The organism is Prevotella sp. LCP21S3_D2 (genome assembly GCF_052118345.1).
Classification (GTDB): Bacteria; Bacteroidota; Bacteroidia; order Bacteroidales; family Bacteroidaceae; genus Prevotella.
Genome location: NZ_JBQKHJ010000015.1, coordinates 1 through 22694 on the forward strand (window position 1 = coordinate 1; position 22694 = coordinate 22694).

Below are 22694 nucleotides of genomic sequence, written 5' to 3' on the forward strand. Positions count from 1 at the left end.
TGGTGGCTACATATTGATGTTGTGCTGTTGCTTTTTACTGAAAGCTGCTACTAACGACTCATAAATCTACCCTTAATCGTGTATTGGATGATAGTTGCGGATTTTAGGAGAATAAAAAAACTCGCCCTGCCATACCATATATTCACATACATCAGCATGAGAGGACGAGACCTATATATAAACAACTAAATTCTTATTTCTTTACAGCAGCAATCAGCTCCTCGGTAGAAACCAGGGTCTGTTCACCGCTTTCCATATTCTTCAATGTAACCTTGCCCTGAGCCATCTCGTTTTCGCCTGCAAGCACCACAAACGGAATGTTCTTGGCATTGGCATAGCTCATCTGCTTCTTCATCTTCGCCTTATCAGGGAAAATCTCTGTACGGATACCGGCTGCACGGGCTGCACTGATGACAGGCAGGCAGTAGGCAGTCTCCTTCTCACCGAAATTGATGAAGAGCACCTGGGTGGTATTCACCGCCTCCTTAGGATAGAGATCGAGGGCATTCAGCACATCATAGATGCGGTCGGCACCGAAACTGATACCTACACCACTCAAGCCTGGAAGACCGAAGATGCCGGTAAGGTTGTCATAACGGCCACCACCGGTGATACTGCCCATAGGAGTATCGAGCGCCTTCACCTCGAAGATGGCTCCAGTATAATAGTTCAAGCCACGAGCCAGGGTAAGGTCGAGTTCTATCTCGTTCTTCAGACCTACAGCCTTCAAGGTATCGAGGATAAACTTGGTTTCCTCTACTCCCTTCAAGCCCACCTCCGAGCCTTCGAGAACATTAGAAATTACTTCAAGCTTCTCATCGTTTGTGCCTGACAGAGAGATGATTGGCTGCAACTTCTCTATCGCTTCTTCAGAGATACCATCCTGACGAAGTTCCTCGTTTACATTGTCGAGACCAATCTTGTCGAGCTTGTCGATAGCCACGGTGATGTCTACAATCTTCTCTGCCTCGCCGATAACCTCAGCGATACCAGTCAGAATCTTGCGGTTGTTGATCTTGATGCATACGCGCACGCCAAACTTGGTGAAGACGGTATCCACAATCTGCATCAGCTCTACCTCGTTGAGAAGAGAATCAGAGCCAACCACATCGGCATCACACTGATAGAACTCACGGTAACGACCCTTCTGAGGGCGGTCAGCACGCCATACAGGCTGAATCTGATAGCGCTTGAAAGGCATCTGGAGTTCTTCACGATGCTGGACTACGTAACGGGCAAAAGGTACAGTCAAGTCGTAGCGAAGTCCCTTTTCGCAGAGCTTGGCAGCCAACTTGAGCGATCCGAGCGAATGAATGTCCTCATCGCTCACCTTATTCATATAGTCTCCTGAATTCAAAATCTTAAAGAGCAGCTTGTCGCCCTCCTCGCCATATTTTCCCATCAATGTCTGAAGGGTCTCCATGGCAGGAGTCTCAATCTGCTGGAATCCGTAAAGGGCATATACGTCCTTGATGGTATTGAAGATGTAATTGCGCTTCGCCATCTCTACAGGACCAAAATCTCTCGTGCCCTTTGGTATACTTGGTTTCTGAGCCATGTTGTATTAATTAATAATGTATAATTAAGAATTAAGAATGAAATTCATGGTCTGAAACATGAATCCATTCTTAATTCTTATTCTTTTATTTTTAAATCTTGATTATTTACGTACAATAGTCTGAGCACGGTCTGGACCGATTGAGATGATGCCAATCTTGGTCTCGAGGAACTCCTCTACGAATGCAATGTAGTCCTTGAACTCCTGTGGGAACTGATTCTCAGAAGTGAACTGGGTCATATCTGTCTTCCAGCCCTTGAACTCCTTGTATACAGGCTCTACATCATCGATTTCGTATGGGAAATCGGTGGTAACAGAACCGTCCTTCAACTTATATGCCACGCAGGCCTTGATAGTATCGAAGCCATCGAGCACGTCGCTCTTCATCATGATGAGCTCGGTAACACCGTTCACCATCACAGAATACTTGAGCTGTACGAGGTCGCACCAGCCGCAACGACGCTCACGTCCGGTAACAGCACCATACTCATGACCGAGGTCACGGATCTTGGCACCTGTCTCGTCGAAGAGCTCTGTAGGGAATGGACCTGCACCAACACGAGTACAATAAGCCTTCATGATACCATAGACATTGCCGATGCGGTTAGGACCGATACCCAGACCGATGCAGGCACCAGCACAGATGGTATTGGAAGAAGTAACGAAAGGATAAGAACCGAAGTCAACATCGAGCATAGTACCCTGAGCACCCTCGCAGAGGATATCCTTGCCGGAACGAAGCACCTTGTTGATTTCCACCTCGCTATCGATGAGCTTGAACTGCTTCAAGTATTCAATGCCCTCCATCCAGGTCTTCTCAACCTCTGTGATATCGAAGTCGGTATAACCGAGGCTTGCGATGGTCTTGAGATGAGCAGCCTTATGAGCAGCATACTTCTCCTCGAAATTGTCGAGGATATCGCCTACACGGAGACCGGTACGGCTCACCTTATCTGTATAAGTAGGACCGATACCCTTACCGGTAGTACCCACCTTGTTCTTACCCTTAGAAGCCTCGATAGCAGCATCGAGCACACGATGAGTAGGCATGATGAGATGAGCCTTCTTCGAGATGAAGAGACGACTCTTGAGGTCGTGACCGCTCTTCTCCAAATCCTTAGCTTCACCCATGAAGAGGTCTGGAGCCAAGACTACGCCATTACCAATGATGTTCACCTTACCACCCTGGAAAATACCAGAAGGGATAGAGCGGAGCACATACTTCTCGCCTTCGAACTCGAGGGTATGACCTGCGTTAGGACCACCCTGGAAACGAGCAATGACATCATACTTAGGGGTCAACACGTCAACCACCTTACCTTTACCTTCATCGCCCCACTGCAAACCCAGTAGGACATCTACTTTACCTGTGTTCATTTTATTTTAATATAAAATTATTTAGACTTTTCGTTCTTGTTGTTGCGGAGTCGCGTAATCTTTGCCTGACAGATGCTGCATACACCATAGATGTAGAGCACGAAGGCGTCCTTGCGGAACCGCTGCAATCTGGTCTCGTTGATGGCTGCCGTCACCAGGGGTGCCTGCACCTCAGTAACTCTTCCGCATACGGTGCATACCTGATGCACGTGGTTCTCGTTGCTGGAACTGGCCTCGTACTTGGTTCCATCCACCAGACTATGTCTCACCACCAATCTCAACTCCAGGAAGAGATGGATGGTATTATAGAGCGTGGCTCTGCTCACTCTGAAATTCTTCCTTTCCAGAGCAGCACCCAGCTCCTCTAATGTAAAATGTCCTCTCATGCTGAAGACAGCATCAAGGATGGCATATCTTTCCGGGGTCTTACGATGCAGGTTTGACTCCAGATACTGGTCCAGGATTTCTCTTGCCTGGGCTTTCATTTTTTCACTCATATTTCTTCGTTAGTTACATAAAACGCACAAAGATAGTCATAATTTATGATATGAGGAAAAATCAAATTTTAAAAAATCTAAATTGCCGTACATTCTTTCGCTTTTGCGCCTTTTCAGCTTTCATTCCGGCGATTTCAGCGACAAATCCGCTTACAATCATACGTATTACATCCTGGCTATTTCTTCATAGATGCGCTGTACGGGAAGGCCCATTACATTGAAATAGCTGCCCTTCAATCCAGTGCATCCGATATAGCCAATCCATTCCTGAATGCCATAGGCTCCTGCCTTGTCGAAAGGCTTGTAATGCGAGATGTAATATCTGATTTCTGCATCACTGAGCTGCTTGAACGTTACCTCGGTAGTAACCGAGAAATGGCGCTGCTGACTGCGGGTAGTCAGACATACGCCCGTTACCACATGATGGGTCTTGCCGCTCAGCATCCGTAGCATGCGCACGGCATCCTCCTCATCCTTCGGTTTTCCGAGAATTACGCCCTTTCCCTCCTGATCGTTCTGCTCGTCAGCAGTTGGGGCAATCACAACGGTATCAGAAGTAAGAATGAGCGTCTGGGCTGCATCCTCACCCTGTTCTTCTGAAGCTTTTCCAGAAGGTTCTTCATCCAGAAGGCTCCGATAAGCCTCTGCCTTCTTACTGGAAATATATTCTGCCACCTCATAGGCATCAAGAGATTCAGGATAGCTCTCATCAATGCCCTTGATAACCTTTACCTCGAAAGGAATATCCAATCCGGCCAGCAGTTCCCTGCGGCGTGGCGAATTACTCGCCAAAATGATCTTATAATTCATCTTACTTTGAACTTGGAACTTTGAACTTGGAACTTTGAACTTTATGATTAGTAAAGCTATTGAATTGGCTTTCCCTTTCGGCCGCCGAACGTTGTTTCTTCACTTAAATGCCCTCTTCACTTACATTACCACCCAAAGGCCTTGGCGCTGGAAAGCCAATGGCCCTTGGCACGAAGCACCTGCTCTACAATATCCCTGCCCACTCCTTCGCCACCATTGGCTGAAGAGATGTAGCGGGAAATAGACTTGATATCCGAACAGGCATCAGCAGGACAACATGGACATCCGCAACGGCGCATGACCTCATAATCAGGAATATCATCTCCTACATAGATAATCTCCTCATCCGAAAGCTGATACTTCACCAGGAACTCATCGTAGGTATGAATCTTCACGGCACATCCCATGAAAATATCCTCTAAGCCCAAACCTTCATAACGCTTGCGTATCGCCTCGGTGGTACCACCCGTGAGAATGGCTATGCGCAATCCCATCTTCTGTGCCAACTGAATGGCATAGCCGTCCTTGATGTTAACCGTGCGAAGCGGTTCGCCAGAACTGGCCAGCGTAATGGTCTGTCTAGACAACACGCCATCCACATCAAAAATAACGGCCTTTATCTTATCTAAATCGTAATTTATCATACTTTGAACTTGGAACTTTATGATTAGTAAAGCTATTGAACTCTTCACTTAAACGGTGGATATTCATGCTCATTCTGTCATAGATATCCTTCACCAGCGGATTATTCTTGAGAAGCTGACTCTGCGCCCTGATTACATTCTCATCATATCTTACCGCCGGACCGGTCTGCGCATCCTTCGGTAACATCTGATGCACCTTGGCTGCCGTCTCGTCAATCAGCGGAAGCATCACATCGAACGGAATACCATGCTTCTCAAGAAGCTCGGCACTGATGGCATAACAATGATTCACAAAATTGCAGGCAAAGACGGCAGAGAGATGCAGATACTTGCGAGCCTCACTCGACAAACGGTAAACCCGATGGCTCAACTGAGAAGCCAACGCCTCGATGGCATCTGTCTCCTCTTCGCCCGAACCCTCTATAAAACAAGGAATCTCTTCGAAGGAGACACGCTTCTGCCTGGAGAACGTCTGCATAGGATAAAACACACCGTAATGGCGGGCCATACCCTGGAAAACATCTATGGAAACAGAACCTGCGGTATGAAGGAACAGCTTGTCTTCCCTGCCCCTGCAAAGCTGAGGAATAAGCACTGGAAGCGCATCGTCCTTCACGGAAAGTATATAGACATCAGCATCGGCTCTCACCTGGAAAATATCGGTGACAGCAGCCCCGCCTGCAATCGTTGCCAAAGTCTGCGCCGATTGCATCGTCCTACTATAAACCTGTAAAATATCGTGACCGGCATCGGTTAAAGCCACAGCCAAACTGGTGGCTAAATTGCCAGCACCTATCATAATTATCTTCATAATGTGCAAAAATACTAAAAATAAGTCATACTTTTGATAAAAGACTTGCATTTTTATGATTAATTTATTATTTTTGCATAAAACAGCAGAAAGAGAAAGATATGAATGATTTCAGCATCAGGATATATACAGAAAGCAATGAGTTGCCCGAACTCCTGGAAGGCAACTTCTTTCACAGCAAAACACTGTTCCTGATAGAGGAACAGACACCCAAAGACACCCCTTACATGGCCGTAGCAACCAGAGACGGCGAAGTAAGAGGACAGCTGCTCGTCATCGTACGCAGACGAGGTTCGCTCTTTCCACCTTATTTATATACGCACGCACATGCGCATGGGGAAGGATGCTATGCGGACGAGACAGAGACAGAAACCCTCTTTCCACTGCTGCTGAAGGCCATCACCCTGAAGCTTCGCCACCGCCTCTGCTTCTACATCGAATTTTCGGACATGAAGAAGAAAATGTTCGGCTATCGCTTCTTCCGTAGACTGGGCTACTTCCCTATCGCCTGGCAGGAAATACACCATTCGCTCCACAGCAAGGCACCGGAAAGCAGACTCTCTGCCAAGATGGCAAACATAGTAGAGCGCATGACGGCAAAGGGAGTGGAAAACCACGAAGCCACATCGGCTCAGGACATCGCCCTCTTCTACCGGATGCTCAAGAATTTCTATCGGTTAAAGCAGAGAAGATTCGTCCCAGCTAAGGAGTTTTTCATGCACTTTGCAGGAAACCCCGAGAGCAGAATCTTCGTTACCACATACAAGGGGAAAGTGATAGGAGGCTGTGCCTGCGTCTTCTTCCAGGGCAATGCCTACCTTCTTTATGCAGTGGGCAAGCGCAAGAGCCGCCTCCATCTGCATCCAGAAGCCATGACCATCTGGTATGCCCTGAAGTATGCCCATGAGCACGGCTACGCCCATTTCCGCTTCATGGATGCGGGTTTACCCTGGAAGCAGAATCTATACAGGGAATTCCTCCTCAACTTCGGTGGCAAACCCGTAACAAGCTACAGATGGTTCAGATTCTATACCCGAATCATCAACAAAATTTTATATTGGATTTACAAACAGTAATAGACTGGGCTTTCGCATAGGGGGAAGTTAAGGGAAGTTTGAGGAAGCCCCTAGAGGGGCTGCAGCTTTACAGACCAGCCAAAGCCCTATCCAGCGCCATGAGTCCACGCTCGGTACAGAAGCCCCTGATAACCGTAAGCACATAATTATCAAAAAGTTCCTGCATCGAATAAGTGCGATAAAGCTGACGGTGCATGATTTCTTCCATGGTAACATGCCCCACTTCAGACAACACCTCATAATTGAGATTAGGGCGGAACAGTCCCTCCTTCACACCTGCAGCAAAAAACTTGCTTCTCTCCTCACACTCCTTAGAATGATACTCGCGCATGAATTCCACAACACGGGGAATCTTATGGATCTCCTCATAGAAAACCACTCCCACCTGCTCATTGCGACGCATCTGCAGCTTATACACATAACTGATGATATCAATCACATTGCGGGCTTGCGTATTGGCAAACTCTTCCAGCGACTGCAGTTCTTTCGCCTGCTGCATCTTCATGCCGGCAAGAAGAAGCTCCTCCTTGTCACCGAATATTTCATAAACAGTGCGCTTAGATACATGAAGTCCGCGAGAGATTTCATCCATCTTAACCGCTTTTACGCCTCGTTTGTAAAACTCAGCCATGGCATAGTCTATGATTTTATTTCTCAGCTCTTGTCTGTATTGATTAATTTCTGCCATATCTATATGTCAATTTATATGCTTTGTGGACTTATTTTTGTGCAAAGATACAAAAAAAAATAAAAAACCATTCGTTTTTACTAAGTTTTTTATTACCTTTGCAAAAACTTTTAGAAATCGCTGCTTAAAAGCACGAATCTGTAAGAAAATAAAACTTCAAACCAATATATTATTATGGTAAAAATCACAAAAGAGGCGGCTCTTCTGTATCATGAGAATGGCCGTCCTGGTAAGATTGAGGTAAAGCCAACAAAACCTTACCACACACAGACAGACCTGAGCCTTGCTTACTCTCCAGGCGTAGCATTCCCTTGCCTCGAGATTCAGCAAAACCCAGATGACGCATACAAGTATACTGACAAGGGTAACTTGGTAGCAGTAATTAGTAACGGAACTGCCGTGCTCGGTCTCGGCGACATTGGCGCCATGAGCGGAAAGCCAGTTATGGAAGGCAAGGGATTGCTTTTCAAGATTTATGGCGGCATCGACGTTTTCGATATCGAAGTGGCTGAAAAAGACCCTGAGAAATTCTGCGAAACCGTAGAACGTATTGCTCCTACATTTGGTGGTATCAACCTGGAGGACATCAAGGCACCTCAGTGCTTCTATATAGAGGAGCGCCTGAAGAAGAACCTTGACATCCCTGTCATGCACGATGACCAGCACGGTACTGCAATCATCTCTGCTGCCGGTTTGAAGAACGCTCTCGAAGTGGCCGGCAAGGACATCAAGAACGTAAAGATCGTCGTAAACGGTGCAGGTGCTGCTGCTATCAGCTGTACAAAACTCTATGTTGCTCTCGGTGCACAGATCAAGAACATCGTGATGCTCGACTCTAAGGGCGTTATCACAAGCGACCGTGAGAACCTGACCGAGCAGAAGAAGATGTTTGCTACCGACCGCCGCGACATCCATACCCTGGAAGAGGCTGTAAAGGGTGCTGACGTATTCGTTGGATTGAGCAAGGGCAATGTACTGACTCAGGATATGGTTCGCTCTATGGCTGACAGTCCTGTAGTATTCGCCTTGGCTAACCCTGTTCCTGAAATCAGCTACGAGGATGCCATGGCTAGCCGCCCAGACGTACTGATGTCTACCGGCCGTTCAGACTATCCTAACCAGATTAATAATGTAATTGGTTTCCCATACATCTTCCGTGGTGCGCTCGACGTTCACGCACGCGCCATCAACGAAGAGATGAAGATGGCTGCCGTTCATGCTATCGCTGATTTGGCAAAGCAGCCTGTACCTGATGTAGTGAATGATGTTTACCACGTAAACGACCTTTCATTCGGTCCTAAGTACTTCATTCCAAAGCCAGTTGACCCACGTTTGATTACTGAGGTTTCTGCAGCAGTAGCCAAGGCTGCTATGGACAGTGGCGTTGCACGTACTCCTATCACAGACTGGGAGCAGTACAAGCAGCAGTTGCGCCAGTTGCTCGGTCAGGAGACCAAGCTTACCCGCAAGCTCCACGACACAGCTCGCCTTCACCCACAGCGCGTAGTATTCGCAGAGGGCGGTAACCCTACCATGCTGAAGGCTGCCGTGCAGGCTAAGAGCGAGGGTATCTGCCAGCCTATCCTGTTGGGTAACCCAGATCGTCTGAACCGTGTGGCTAACCGCCTGAAGCTCGACCTCTCTGACATCGAAATCGTAGATATGCGTGCAGACAAAGAGCAGGGTCGCCGTGCCAAGTTCGCCAAGCACCTGGCTGAGAAGCGTGCTCGTGAGGGCTACAGCTTCGAAGAGGCTTACGACAAGATGTATGAGCGCAACTACTTCGGAATGTCTATGGTTGAGCAGGGTGATGCTGATGCTTTCATCACTGGTCTCTATACTAAATACAGCAATACCATCAAGGTGGCTAAGGACGTTATCGGTATCCGTGACGAATACAAGACATTCGGTACCATGCACATCCTCAACACCCAGAAGGGCGTATACTACATTGCAGATACATTGATTAACCGTCACCCTGACGAGGATGTCCTGACCGACATCGCCAAGTTGTCTGCCGGAACAGTGAAGTTCTTCAACGAGGAGCCTATCATGGCCATGTTGAGCTACTCTAACTTCGGTACCGACAACGTAGGTTCTCCTGTCAAGGTAAAGAAGGCTGTTGCTGAAATGCAGAAGGAATTCCCTGAACTTGCCATTGACGGTGAGATGCAGGTGAACTACGCTCTCAACAAGGATCTCCGCGATGAGAAGTATCCATTCTCTCGTCTCAAGGGCAAGGATGTCAACACATTGGTATTCCCTAACCTGAGCAGTGCCAACGGTGCTTACAAGCTCCTCCAGGCATTGAATCCTGAGGCTGAAATCATCGGTCCTATCCAGATGGGTCTTAACAAGCCTATCCACTTCACCGATTCTGAGAGCAGCGTTCAGGACATCGTTAACATTACTGCAGTAGCAGTGATCGATGCTTACGTAGAAAAGATTAAGAAACAGAAATAAAAGGATTTTTTCCGTATTCTCTTTACATCTAGCGAAATGATTTTTAGAGAGTACAACAACTGGGCTGGGACGTGATGTTTCGGCCTTTTTTTTATTATCTTTTATCAGTTTTTAGTTAAAGAATTTTAATAAACATTATTGTGTCCCCACACGCCACATTCCTTTATAAAATACTGCTCAAATAATTTGGTAATATTAAAAAAAATGTATACCTTTGCAGCAGTTATCCTGAAAACAATCTTTTTACCTTAAGGAAAACTAATACCTATTGAAGATTTGGAGCGGTAGCCTGTGAAGGTCATCGCTTTTTTTATGCCCAAAAATGAAGACGATCGCAATATGACATAAACAAATAAAGGCTGCAATGTTCATCACATTGCAGCCTTATATTTTATATCTGAACCTTTCAGATTATCCGAAGTTATCATACATGATGCTCTCAGGATCAACTCCCAGAGAATCCAGATAATCTGTAACGGTCTTGATCAGCATTGGAGGTCCGCAGAGATAGTACTCGCAATCCTCTGGTGCCTCGTGATCCTTCAAGTAGGTATCACGGATGCAGTTAACAGCAAAGCCCTCGTAGTACTTCACGCCCTGAGCATCTGCCACTGGGTCCTTGCGGTCCAATGAAAGATGGAAGTGGAAGTTAGGGAATTCCTTCTCAAGCTCCCAGAAGTCCTCAAGGAAGAATGCCTCACCCAATGCACGCGCTCCGTAGAAGAAGTGAAGCTCACGATCTGTGGTGTGCAGGGTCTTGGTCATGTGCATGATCTGAGCACGCAATGGAGCCATACCGGCACCACCACCAATCCAGATCATCTCCTTGCCTGATGTGAAATTAGGATGGAAGTCGCCGTAAGGACCACTCATCATTACCTTGTCGCCTGGTTTCAGAGAGAAGATGTAAGAAGAAGCGATACCTGTAGGTACGTTCTGGAATCCTACCTGTGGACGTGGCAAGAATGGAGTTGTGGCGATACGGACAGTAAGAGTGATGATATCACCCTCGTCTGGATAGTTCGCCATAGAGTAAGCACGAACGGTAGGCTCTGGATTGTGAGCCTTGAGAGAGAAGATATTGAACTTCTTCCATGCTCCGATGTACTCCTCGCCAATGAGATCCTTGTCGAAGTCCTTGTCGTAATCGATGCAGTCGTATGCAGGAATCTTGATCTGAGCGTAAGAACCCGGAACGAAGTCCATGTGCTCGCCTGGAGGCAGAGCCACCTTGAACTCCTTGATAAATGATGAAACGTTCTTGTTGGAGATAACCTCGCACTCCCACTCTTTCACGCCCATCACGCTCTCAGGCACCTTGATCTTCAGGTCGCCCTTCACCTTGCACTGGCATCCCAGACGCCAGTGGTCCTTAATCTGCTTGCGGGTGAAGTGAGGCTTCTCGGAATCGAGAATCTCGCCGCCGCCCTCGAGCACCTGAACCTTACACTGGCCACAGCTTGCCTTACCGCCGCAGGCAGAAGGCAGGAAGATGCCGTTCTCATTCAGCGTAGTCATCAAACTGCTGCCCTGAGGCACGTTGATGGTCTTGTCGCCATTGATTTCGATATTTACATTTCCGCTAGGGCTCAGATACTTCTTAGCCACGAGCAGGATGATAACTAGCAGGAGAATCACCACGAGGAAAACTCCGATACTAGCCAATATAAATGATGTATTACCCATATTTTTATACTTTGAAATTTGAACTTTGAACATTGAACTTTATGATATGCTTTGTATTGAACCTATACCCATCTCAGCTCGTATATGAGAGATAAGAAAAGGTAATCATAAAGTTCAAATTTCAAAGTTCAATGTTCAATGTTATTAAATTTTCAAGCCTGAGAAGCAAAGCATAGCCATTGCCATGAGGCCTACTGTGATAAATGTGATGCCGAGTCCCTGCAGTGGCTTTGGCACGTCGCAATACTGCATCTTCTCGCGGATGGCTCCCATCAGAACGATGGCGAGAGTCCAACCCAAACCGGAACCTACGGCATAAACGATGCTATCCCATACAGAGGTGATAGCCTGAGTATTGGTAGGCTCCATCAGGATGCGCTGCTGCATGAAGAGCGATGCACCCATGATGGCACAGTTTACGGCAATCAATGGCAGGAAGATACCCAGCGCTGCATAGAGCGATGGTGAGAACTTCTCTACAATCATCTCTACCAGCTGCACGATGCCGGCGATGACGGCGATGAAGAGGATGAAGCTCAGGTAAGTGAGGTCAACACCCAGAATGCCATCGGCGCTGAGCACCTTGGTCTGCAACAGGTAATCTACAGGCACGGTGATGAGCAACACGAAGGTTACTGCCAAGCCCAAGCCCAAAGAGGTCTTCACGTTCTTGGATACAGCCAAGTATGAACACATACCCAGGAAGTAGGCGAAGATCATGTTATCGACGAAAATCGAACGGAAAAACAAACTTATTGCGTGCTCCATCTTACTTCTCCTCCTTATAAATATAGGCACGATGTACCCAGATTACACATCCAACGAGGATCAATGCCATGGCTGGCATGGTCATCATACCGTTGTTAACATATCCAAAGCTGTAAGCTCCCTCTGGAATCAGCTGGAAACCGAGCAGAGAACCACGGCCCAAAAACTCACGCACTGCACCCACAATCACGAGGATGAGGGCGTAACCCAAACCATTACCTACACCATCGAGGAATGAAGGCCAAGGCTTGTTCATCATGGCGAATGCCTCCAAACGACCCATCAGGATACAGTTGGTGATGATCAGACCCACATACACTGAGAGCTGCACGCTCACGTCGTAGGCAAAAGCCTTCAACACCTGGCTCACGATGGTAACCAGGGCTGCAACGACCACCAGCTGGACGATGATACGGATGCGCTGAGGGATGGTGTTGCGGATGATGGAAATAATCACGTTAGAGAATGCCGTGATGATAGTAACGGCAAGTCCCATCACAATGGCTGGCTTCAGCTGGGAAGTAACAGCCAGGGCACTACAGATACCAAGCACCTGGACGAGGACAGGGTTGTCGCCGTTCAGTGGCTTGATGAATGCCTCCTTATTTTGTTTACTAAATAATGCCATATTATTTACTTTGAATTTTGAATTTTGAACATTGAACTTTATGATATGTATATATTTCTCTAAACTTCATCTAAGCTCGAAAGCTAATCATAAAGTTCAAATTTCAATGTTCAACGTTCAATGTTATTTAATGAATTTAGCAAGACCTTCCTTGAGCATGGCATCCACACCGTCGGATGTCAATGTAGCACCGGTAACGGCATCCACATTGTTTGGGTCGCCGGCAGGAGCGTCTTTCTCAACGCCCAGAGCGATGCCCTCTACTCCATCCTTGTGAATCTTCTTGCCCTGGAACTTCTGCTGCCACTTCAGGTTGTCCTTGATTTCAGCACCCAGTCCGGCTGTCTCGCCTTCGTGGTTGAAATATACGCCATAGATGGTGTTGTTGTCGGCATCAACGGCGATGAAGCCTGAAATGCCACCCCAAAGACCCATACCCTTCACGGAATATACGGTCTTCTTCTGACCATCAATCTCGCACTCGTAATACTTCATGCCGTCCTTCTCCTTCTCGTCCTTCACCACCTCTTTATATTTGGCAGCCGCAGTAGCGTTGTCAAGGTCGCGCAGGTTGAGGGAGTTCAGAATCTGCTTCTGAGTATCAAGAGCCACGTTGGCATCCTGTGTTGCCTTCAGCGAAGAAGACACGAACGCGAGCAGGAATGCCACGATTACCACGATGATAACCGAATAGATAATAGTATAGCTATTTGAATTTGTCTTCATATCTACATTCCTCCTACATTATTTAATAGCACGTTTAGCACGGCGAGAGATGTTGCTCTGAACTACACAGTAGTCGATGAGTGGAGCAAACATGTTGCCGAAGAAGATAGCGAGCATCATACCCTCTGGATAACCTGGGTTCATCACACGTACGATAACGGCGATGGCACCGATGAAGAATCCGTAGAAGTACTTACCTTTCTCTGTACGGGCAGAGGTTACAGGGTCGGTAGCCATGAACACGGCACCGAAGCAGAAACCACCCAGCACGATGTGCTCATACCAAGCGATAGGTGTCATACCGAGAGCCTGGAAGATAAGCGCCATCACGATGCCGCCTGCGAATACGCTGCCCATGGTCTTCCATGATGCGATGCCTGTCCAGAGAAGGATGATGGCACCGATGGCGATGGCGATGACTGAAGTCTCACCGATACAGCCAGGAATGAAACCGATGATAGAATCGCAGAGACTAGCTGAAGGCATGCTGCCCTGAGCCAGCTGACCGAGAGGAGTAGCAGCAGTAAAGCCATCAGGCAGGGTGTTACCCAAACCGAAGATAGCATCCTTAGCCACCCAGACCTTATCACCACTCATAGCCAATGGATATGAGAAGAAGAGGAACATACGGGCACCCACAGCCACATTGAAGATGTTCATACCTGTACCACCGAAGATTTCCTTGCAGAAGATGACTGCGAAGGCGCACGCCAGAGCGAGCATCCACAGCGGTGTAGAGATAGGAATGATCAATGGGATGATGATACCGCTGACGAGGTAACCCTCCTGGATTTCCTCATGCTTCCACTGAGCCCAGGCAAACTCGATGCCGAGACCCACGATGTAGCTAACCAGCAACTTAGGAAGGACAGCCAGGAATCCGAAGCCGAAGACCTCGATGAAGCTGGTAGCATCCAGTGTACCTGCAGCCTTGAAATTCTGGTATCCCACATTATACATACCGAAGAGCAAAGCAGGAATCAGGGCGATTACCACAAAGCTCATGATGCGCTTCGAGTCGAGTGAATCGTGGATGCTGGCTCCGCTCTTCGCTGTCGTATTTGGCACGTACAGGAAGCTCTCAAAACCGTCAAACACGCTCTCGAAGGCATGCAGCTTACCTCCCTCTTGGAAGTTAGGCTTTATCTTATTGAGATAATTTCTTAATGCACTCATTATTTTAATAATTAACAGTACTAAAAACTAAGCATTCTCCTTGCGCAGGGTGTTCAAGCCCTCACGTACTATCTTCTGCAATTCGAGCTTAGAGCTATCCACGAACTCAGCTACCGCAAAGTCCTCAGGACTAATCTCGTAGATACCGAGCTGCTCCTGCTTGTCGATATCGCCTGCGATGATTGCCTTGATGAGATACTCACCGAAGATGTCCATAGGGAGAACCTGGTCGTACTCGCCGCTCATAATCATATGGCGCTCGCCACCCTTGATGCGGGCATCGAGATTGTACTCCTTCTTCTTGCCGAAGAGCCAGGAGAGATAAGAACGCGATGTAGAGAACTGGTTGGTGCGTGGAAGAATCCAGCCCAGCATCTCGTCGCAGTCGTCACCCTCTGGGATGGCTGTGATCTCTGATGTGTGTCCGCCTACAAAATCTGCCACGGTGGTCTTGGTACCGGTCAATGGATTACCATTGATAAGACGTACATGTTCTGTAGCCTTCAACTGATTACCAACAAAAGTACTCAGCGGTGTACCAACCAAAACATCAGCATAACCCGGTTTCTTCATTTCGCTACCAGCAACAGCAACCACCTTGTGAAGGTTAACCTTGCCAGTAAGGAACAAACGACCAAAGAAAATAACTGATGCAGGATCAACGGTCCAAACCACCTCACCCTTATTAACAGGATCGATGTTGTTCACCTGAACACCCACATTACCTGCAGGACAAGGACCATCAAACACATTCACCTCTACATTCTTGGCGCCAGTCAAAGCAGCACTCTGCTGCTGAGCACCAATACCGAGATAAGTTTTCGCAATCTTGCTCAAGGCTGTCAAACCTGCCTGGAAAGCATCCTCGTTGCCAGCGAGTTCCACCTCAAAGTCGGAAGCCAAAGGCATGTCTCGAAGTGCAGACACGAAAATCGCCTTAGGCTCTGTACCAGGTGTGGTTGACACAGCATAAGGCAACTGGTTGATGTAACCGAACAGACCAGCCTCAAGCAATGCCTGCTTAACAGCTTCGCCATCCAATGCATCCACATTCTTAGCACCAAAATCCGTAGAGGTCTGCACAGCGTCGGCTTTCACCTTTACGCATAGCACCTTGCGGCGCTCACCTCGCTCAATGGCAGTGACTTCACCGCTCACTGGTGAGGCAAACTTCACCTCTGGGCAAGCCTTGTTCACAAACAAGGCGTCTCCGGCGTTGACATGGTCACCTTCGCGTACGACAACCTTAGGAGTAACGCCCTCGAAAGCAGCAGGTACCAGCGCATATTCGCTAGCCTGAGCCACAGGAACAGTTACATCCTTGGAAGCCTTACCCGTAAGGTTTATGTCCAAGCCTTTACGTAACTTAATTACATTTGCCATAACTACATTTAAATTTATAAAAATACTTTATATTCTAATTCTAAACCGTTTTCTACATATTATTTCAGAAACTTCATTCTAAAGTTGCCGTTATTTTTCTTCTATAAATTAGTCAAAACATTCAAATATTGGTGCAAAAATAGTGAAAATTTGTGAGATATGGAAGAAAAATCTGCGAATTATTCGAATATTCGCTAAAAATAGAGTACTTTTGCACTAAAATTTAATGATTATGCAATAAGCAAAAGAGAAATTGACACTTGCAGTTTACAAAAATGAGTCAGTAGCTCAACATTAATTAAGATTTATAAACTAGAAAATTTATCAGCTCTGAAACGCATTAAACATATTATCATAGGCATTGTCTGGACGCTTGCTGCGATCTATTTCATGCTCATCGTACTGGTGCAGTTGCCACCAGTACAAGCCTTCATTGGCTCTCAAGCAGCCAGTGCTTTAAAGGACAAGTTTGGAACAGAAGTAAATATAGGGAAGGTAAACCTGGGTTTTCTGAACCGCATTATCATCGATGACGTGATGATGAAAGATCAGCAGGGAGACAGCATGATCTACGCTTCGCGCATTTCTGCAAAAATAGATCTTCTGCCGCTGAAGGAAGGAAAGATTTCCATTTCTTCAGCACAACTGTTTGGATTGAATGCCAACCTCTACAAGCAGAATGCAAGAAGCAAGACCAACTTCCAGTTCCTACTCGATTCACTGGCATCTAAAGATACTACCAAGCATACTCCTCTCGATTTACACATCGGAAGCATTATCATCCGTCATGGCGCAATTGCCTATAACGAGCGAGACGTAGCAGCCATAAATGGTATTTTTTCGCCTAAGCACATCGGCATCCGGGAATTGTCAACACACGTCATTCTCGACCATATTACCGATACAGATATGCACCTGGTTATCAAAAAATTATCTTTTTCGGATAAATCAGGACTTCAACTAAAGAATTTACGTTTCAAAGTAGATATTAACCAGCAGGAAGCCATCCTCAGAAACTTCCATCTGGCACTGCCCCACTCACAGGTAGAGTTGATGGATCTGCATGCCACCTATCGCATGCAGGAAGGCAAGATTGTGATGCCAAGCCTACAATTCAAAGGAGGCATCAAACCATCTCAGGTAACCCTTTCCGACATTGCCTGCCTTGTTCCTGCACTTAGGAACTTCGATGATGAGTTAACACTTGAGTGCAATTTTTCTGGCACCAGCACATCGCTCAGATGTCCGAACCTCAACTTCAAAACACGTAGTGGAAGCATCTTTTTCAACGCAAACGGAAAAGTAGCCAACTTCGACTTTGCCTCAAAGAAAGAAAAGGACAAGACGACAACGAATGGCTCAAGCGCAAGAAGCAGGAACGACCTCCACTGGAATGTAAACATAAACACACTTAAGCTATCAGGCGATGGTATCAGACAAATAGCCAAGAACTTCGGCAAGAAAATCAACATTCCACAAGAAGTATTGCGCCTTGGTGATATATATTTTAAAGGTATCGTTTATGGTAAAGGACCAAGTATCGGTACACAAGGCAACCTGCGAACCGATGTGGGCAATGCCAGTCTAAAAGCCGAAAAGAAAGGTGAAAATCTCTTGGCTCACATAGACACCAAGGGTATTCTACTTGGGAAAATAATCAACAGCAAGCAGCTAGGTACCCTGGCTGCCACTCTCGACATACATGGCACCAAGAAGCACCTCTTTGCAAAAGGAAGCATTCCTAGACTGAACTTCAACAAGTACAACTATCGCAACATCAAAATTGACGGAAGCTACAACCAGGGACTCCTGGAAGGATTGGCAGCCATTGCCGACCCTAATATCGACCTGCAGGTAAGCGGACAATACCATATCAAGAAAAAGCAATATGCAGCTACAGCCAACATCAACCACCTTCTGCCTAGCATCTTAGGCATAAAGATGGCTGACCCTAGCTACACACTCGACAATATCAGTGTGAGTGCCAAGAACGAAGGCAGAGACAGCTACTTCGACCTGGAAGCTCCATTTGCAGATATCCACGTAAAGGGACAGTACGACTATGCAACTCTCTATCAGAGCTGCAAGAACTTAGTGGCCAGCAAACTGCCTACCCTACCAGGAATCGGCAAGATTTCGAATCAAGCCAGAAACAACTTTGCCATCAACCTGGAGGTTCGCTCTACCGAGATTCTCAGAAGAATGCTCGGCATTCCTCTCGACATCAACAGTCCAATCTATGCTGATGGCATGATTTCCGATAAGGAAAAAGCAGCCAACCTCTATGCAAATATCCCAGGATTCGTATATAACGGAAAGGCATTCAGCAACGGCTTGGTTAATGTTCACACTCAGGGCGACACGCTGAAACTGAAGGCTAGTATCCAGCAAGGAGCACAGGGCACAGTTGGTCCTATCGTCAACATCAAGGCGGCAGCAGCCAACAACACCCTCGCCACTCAGTTGCATTACGACAACCGTTCCAAGAAACTGCCAGTAGATGCTACTCTCCAATCGCTGGCTCAGTTCTATAAGAATCAGAATGATGTATCAACAGCCCATATCAGCGTATTGCCATCACAGTTTAAACTTGGCGACAAACCTTGGGAAGTACATCCTTCAGAAATAACATACAGCAAGAATCATCTAGAGATAGATCACTTTGCCGTAAGTCACAACCAGCAGCACATCATCATCGACGGCCTCGCCACTCCAAACAAGAAAGACTCTATTGTGGCAGACCTGAAGGATGTAGACGTAGCGTATATTCTGAACCTGGTCAACTTCCATTCGGTAGACTTCACCGGAAGAGCTTCGGGCAAGGCTATCGTAAAAAGCATTTTCAACGATCCTGACGCACAAGCTCACCTGGACGTCAAGGAGTTCACCTTTGAGAATGGACCGTTGGGTATATTGCACGCCAATGTATGCTACAATAAGGAGCAGGAGCAGATTGACATCAACGCTGTGGCAGATGACGGTCCAGAACACCAAACCCTCATTGCCGGCTATGTATCTCCTAAGCGCAATTATATAGATCTTGGTATTGATGCAAGAGGAACCAGCATGAAGTTTATAGAGAACTTCTGCGGCAGCTTTATGGACAACGTAGAAGCTTGGGGCAACGGAAAGTTGAATGTCGTAGGCAATCTGAGCAACATCAACCTCGTTGGCGACATCGTGGCACATGGCAAGATGCACATGAAGCAGCTGAATACCGACTATACTTTCAACAGACTGCGTGCCCATGCCATTCCTGATGATATCCAGTTAAAAGGAGATACCATCTACGACCGCAACAACAACTTTGCCATCGTCAATGGCGGCATCCACCATAAACACCTCACCAAATTGAGTTACGACCTTGACCTGAAGACTCGTAATTTTCTGGGATATGACACCCATGAGTTTGGAGACAACACCTTCTATGGTACGGTTTATGCAACAGGCGATGTAGGCATTCACGGCAAGAGCGGAGAAACCATTATAGACATCAATGCAGAACCAGAAAAAGGAAGTATCTTCGTATACAATGTAGCCAGCCCTGACGCCATCAGCGATAAGAGCTTTATACACTGGCATGAGATTGTACCGGAACTTGCCGACAGTATCAACAGGCAGATGACACTCAAGGATCAAGAAGATAATGACGACATCGACTTCTCATCGGATATGCGCATCAACTTCCTCGTCAATACCAACCAGAACCTCACCCTGAAGCTCATTATGGACGAGCAGTCAGGTGACTATATCTCTCTGAACGGAAACGGTGTGATTAGAGCCAATTACTATAACAAAGGAGCATTCGACATGTTTGGCAACTATGTGGTAGATCATGGCATGTATAAACTCACAATCCAGAATCTTATCAAGAAGGAGTTTGAATTCATGCATGGCGGAACCATTGCCTTCGGTGGAAATCCATACAATGCGCCTCTCAATCTGCAGGCAAAATACACGGTAAACGGTGTACCACTGAGCGACCTCAGCATAGGAAAATCTTTCAGTAGCAACAACATCCGTGTAGACTGCCTGATGAATATCACAGGCACACCGGAATCTCCGAAAGTAGACTTCTCCATGGATTTGCCAACAGTAAACAGCGATGCTAAACAGATGATTTACTCTATCATCAATTCACAGGAAGAGATGAACCAGCAGGTACTCTACCTCTTAGGAATCGGCCGCTTCTATTCACAGACAAACAACAATCAGGCAAGCGAAGATGCTGCCCAACAGAGTCAGACATCATTAGCCATGCAGAGTCTTCTGAGCGGCACCATCTCACAACAGATAAACACTGTACTTTCCAATGTCGTAAAGAGTAACAACTGGAATTTCGGTGCAAATATTTCTACGGGTGACGAAGGCTTCAATAATGCCGAGTATGAGGGCATCCTGAGTGGCAAGCTACTCAATAACCGCCTGTTGTTCAATGGTCAGTTTGGCTATCGCGACAATGCGAATGCCACACAGAGTTTCATCGGTGATTTTGACATGAGATACCTCATTTTCCCGAATGGTAATTTGGCTATCCGAATGTATAACCAGACAAACGACCGTTACTTTACCCGTAACAGTCTTAACACACAAGGCCTCGGTCTCATCATGAAGAAAGACTTCAACGGTTGGCGTGACTTCTTTGGAATCAACAGATTGAAGAAGAAGAAAAAGAAAAGCGAAAAGAAGTAACGATACAAAAAGAAAAAAGGCAAAAAGCGTAACTGGCACCGTCACAGTTACGCTTTTTGCTACCTAGATATTGCAATTCATTGCCATCTAGAACAAAAAATGATTAAAACGTCGGCAAACATTTGGCTATACCAATTATTTTTCTTACTTTTGCCTACGCATTGAGTTGAAAAATATTTAATTCAAGGAAGACTCGAGATTAACAGTGCTGAAAGGACCAGTCTGTATACAGATAAGTTTCCAAATAAAAGCAGCTATCTACTCGGGAATTCAGAAAAGAGAAATAAACAATTAAGTAATAACTAATATAAAATTTAGGAAAAATGAAGATTGAAAATTTTAACTTTGCCGGTCACAAGGCAATCGTACGCGTTGATTTCAACGTGCCATTGGATGAAAATGGTAATGTAACAGACGACACTCGTATCCGTGGTGCCCTCCCTACTTTGAAGAAGGTTCTCGCTGACGGCGGTGCGCTCATCATGATGAGCCACATGGGCAAGCCAAAGGGCAAGGTTAAGCCAGAGCTTTCTCTCTCTCAGATTGTAAAGAACGTTTCTGACGCTCTCGGTGTAGAGGTTAAGTTCGCTAAGGACTGCGGTAACGCTGATGCTGAGGCTGCTGCCTTGAAGCCAGGTGAGGCTCTCTTGCTCGAGAACCTTCGTTTCTATCCAGAAGAGGAAGGCAAGCCCGTTGGCGTAGAGAAGGGTACACCTGAGTTCGACGCTGCTAAGGCTGAGATGAAGGAGCGCCAGAAGAAGTTCGCTGCTAAGTTGGCTTCTTATGCTGATGTATATGTAATGGATGCATTCGGTACAGCTCACCGCAAGCACGCTTCTACAGCTGTTATCGCAGATTCATTCGACAAGGATCACAAGATGCTCGGTTTCTTGATGGAGAAAGAGGTAAAGGCTGTTGACGCAGTTCTCGGCAACATCAAGCGCCCATTCACAGCTATCATGGGTGGTTCTAAGGTTTCTACCAAGATTGGTATCATCGAGAACCTGTTGACTAAGGTTGACAACCTGATTCTCTGCGGTGGTATGACTTACACATTCTCTAAGGCTCTCGGCGGCAAGATCGGTATGTCTATCTGCGAGGATGACAAGCTCGACGTTGCTCTTGACGTAATCAAGAAGGCTAAGGAGAACGGCGTAAACCTCGTACTCGGTACAGACTCTATCTGCGGTGACGACTTCAAGAACGACTGCAACACTCAGGTTTGCCCATCTAACAACATCCCTGACGGTTGGGAGGGTATGGACGCAGGTCCTGAGACTCGCAAGGCATTCGCTGCAGCTATCAAGGGCGCTAAGACAATCCTCTGGAATGGTCCTGCAGGTGTATTCGAGTTCGACAACTTCGCTGGTGGTTCTAAGGCTATCGCTGACGCAATCGCTGAGGCTACTAAGGAAGGTGCATTCTCACTCATCGGTGGTGGCGACTCTGTAGCTTGTATCAACAAGTTCGGTTTGGCAGATCAGGTATCTTATATCTCTACAGGTGGTGGTGCTCTCCTCGAGGCTATCGAGGGTAAGGTATTGCCAGGTGTAGCAGCTATTGAGAAGTAATCAATAGGTATCTATATACATAGTTCGGGGGCATCCCATTGCGGATGTCCTCGATTTTTCAGTTATCAGATATAGGTATCCTAACGAAGGTAGCCATATCCGGTACACACCTTAATAAGAAAAGATACCAAACAGACTCA

At 46.7% G+C, this 22694-nt stretch carries 17 protein-coding genes; 4 read left to right on the forward strand and 13 right to left on the reverse strand.

Going from position 1 to position 22694, the window contains the following annotated elements:
- Positions 1 to 193: 193 nt before the first annotated feature.
- The 6 genes from hisS to ACTQ16_RS10345 form a co-directional block, all read right to left on the reverse strand.
- On the reverse strand, positions 194 to 1558 hold the full coding sequence (gene hisS, locus ACTQ16_RS10320) for a histidine--tRNA ligase (RefSeq protein WP_441937318.1): 1365 nt from the start codon (positions 1556 to 1558) through the stop codon (positions 194 to 196).
- A 102-nt stretch (positions 1559 to 1660) separates the two neighbouring features.
- Positions 1661 to 2935, reverse strand: a complete 1275-nt coding sequence (locus tag ACTQ16_RS10325; RefSeq protein ID WP_294967501.1) for an adenylosuccinate synthase — start codon at positions 2933 to 2935, stop codon at positions 1661 to 1663.
- A gap of 17 nt (positions 2936 to 2952) precedes the next feature.
- Entirely contained in the window at positions 2953 to 3432 is a 480-nt protein-coding gene (locus ACTQ16_RS10330; RefSeq protein ID WP_217759839.1) for a Fur family transcriptional regulator, read from the reverse strand.
- A 165-nt stretch (positions 3433 to 3597) separates the two neighbouring features.
- Positions 3598 to 4242, reverse strand: a complete 645-nt coding sequence (locus ACTQ16_RS10335; protein ID WP_294967499.1) for a Maf-like protein — start codon at positions 4240 to 4242, stop codon at positions 3598 to 3600.
- A gap of 125 nt (positions 4243 to 4367) precedes the next feature.
- Positions 4368 to 4886 (reverse strand): HAD-IIIA family hydrolase, encoded by a 519-nt coding sequence (locus ACTQ16_RS10340; RefSeq protein WP_295346894.1) that lies wholly within the window; start codon positions 4884 to 4886, stop codon positions 4368 to 4370.
- Positions 4864 to 5697 (reverse strand): Rossmann-like and DUF2520 domain-containing protein, encoded by an 834-nt coding sequence (locus tag ACTQ16_RS10345; protein WP_441937320.1) that lies wholly within the window; start codon positions 5695 to 5697, stop codon positions 4864 to 4866. Before ACTQ16_RS10345 ends, ACTQ16_RS10340 begins: the two co-directional genes overlap by 23 nt.
- Positions 5698 to 5798: 101 nt before the next feature.
- Here ACTQ16_RS10345 and ACTQ16_RS10350 point away from each other — a divergent pair, with 101 nt between their 5' ends.
- The gene (locus tag ACTQ16_RS10350) at positions 5799 to 6773 is read left to right on the forward strand and encodes a GNAT family N-acetyltransferase (protein ID WP_441937322.1); all 975 of its coding nucleotides are present in this window, start codon (positions 5799 to 5801) and stop codon (positions 6771 to 6773) included.
- A gap of 67 nt (positions 6774 to 6840) precedes the next feature.
- Here the strand turns inward: ACTQ16_RS10350 and ACTQ16_RS10355 are convergent, their stop codons facing one another.
- Positions 6841 to 7461: a TetR/AcrR family transcriptional regulator gene (locus ACTQ16_RS10355; protein ID WP_295346896.1), complete on the reverse strand. Its 621-nt coding sequence runs from the start codon at positions 7459 to 7461 to the stop codon at positions 6841 to 6843.
- 174 nt (positions 7462 to 7635) lie between these two features.
- Between ACTQ16_RS10355 and ACTQ16_RS10360 the strand changes: the two genes are divergently transcribed.
- The gene (locus ACTQ16_RS10360; protein ID WP_294968201.1) at positions 7636 to 9924 is read left to right on the forward strand and encodes an NADP-dependent malic enzyme; all 2289 of its coding nucleotides are present in this window, start codon (positions 7636 to 7638) and stop codon (positions 9922 to 9924) included.
- 411 nt (positions 9925 to 10335) lie between these two features.
- Here ACTQ16_RS10360 and nqrF read toward each other — a convergent pair whose 3' ends face one another.
- From nqrF to ACTQ16_RS10390, 6 genes are all read right to left on the reverse strand, one after another.
- Complete coding sequence (gene nqrF, locus ACTQ16_RS10365; RefSeq protein ID WP_089542481.1) at positions 10336 to 11610, reverse strand: NADH:ubiquinone reductase (Na(+)-transporting) subunit F; 1275 nt, start codon at positions 11608 to 11610, stop codon at positions 10336 to 10338.
- 144 nt (positions 11611 to 11754) lie between these two features.
- Complete coding sequence (nqrE, locus tag ACTQ16_RS10370; protein WP_006848996.1) at positions 11755 to 12378, reverse strand: NADH:ubiquinone reductase (Na(+)-transporting) subunit E; 624 nt, start codon at positions 12376 to 12378, stop codon at positions 11755 to 11757.
- A 1-nt stretch (position 12379) separates the two neighbouring features.
- A complete protein-coding gene (locus ACTQ16_RS10375) occupies positions 12380 to 13006 on the reverse strand; it encodes an NADH:ubiquinone reductase (Na(+)-transporting) subunit D (RefSeq protein ID WP_441932000.1) in 627 nt (208 codons plus the stop codon).
- Positions 13007 to 13129: 123 nt separating this feature from the next.
- Entirely contained in the window at positions 13130 to 13732 is a 603-nt protein-coding gene (locus tag ACTQ16_RS10380) for an FMN-binding protein (RefSeq protein ID WP_089542478.1), read from the reverse strand.
- 18 nt (positions 13733 to 13750) lie between these two features.
- Positions 13751 to 14908, reverse strand: coding sequence for an NADH:ubiquinone reductase (Na(+)-transporting) subunit B (locus tag ACTQ16_RS10385; RefSeq protein ID WP_294968194.1), 1158 nt, complete (start codon positions 14906 to 14908; stop codon positions 13751 to 13753).
- Between the two features lie 27 nt (positions 14909 to 14935).
- Entirely contained in the window at positions 14936 to 16291 is a 1356-nt protein-coding gene (locus ACTQ16_RS10390) for a Na(+)-translocating NADH-quinone reductase subunit A (protein ID WP_294968191.1), read from the reverse strand.
- 339 nt (positions 16292 to 16630) lie between these two features.
- On the opposite strand from ACTQ16_RS10390, the gene ACTQ16_RS10395 reads away from it, so the two are divergent.
- Both ACTQ16_RS10395 and ACTQ16_RS10400 read left to right on the forward strand, forming a co-directional pair.
- Positions 16631 to 20983 (forward strand): translocation/assembly module TamB domain-containing protein, encoded by a 4353-nt coding sequence (locus tag ACTQ16_RS10395; RefSeq protein ID WP_441937347.1) that lies wholly within the window; start codon positions 16631 to 16633, stop codon positions 20981 to 20983.
- Between the two features lie 323 nt (positions 20984 to 21306).
- Complete coding sequence (locus ACTQ16_RS10400) at positions 21307 to 22554, forward strand: phosphoglycerate kinase (protein ID WP_089542760.1); 1248 nt, start codon at positions 21307 to 21309, stop codon at positions 22552 to 22554.
- The last annotated feature ends 140 nt before the right edge of the window (positions 22555 to 22694 follow it).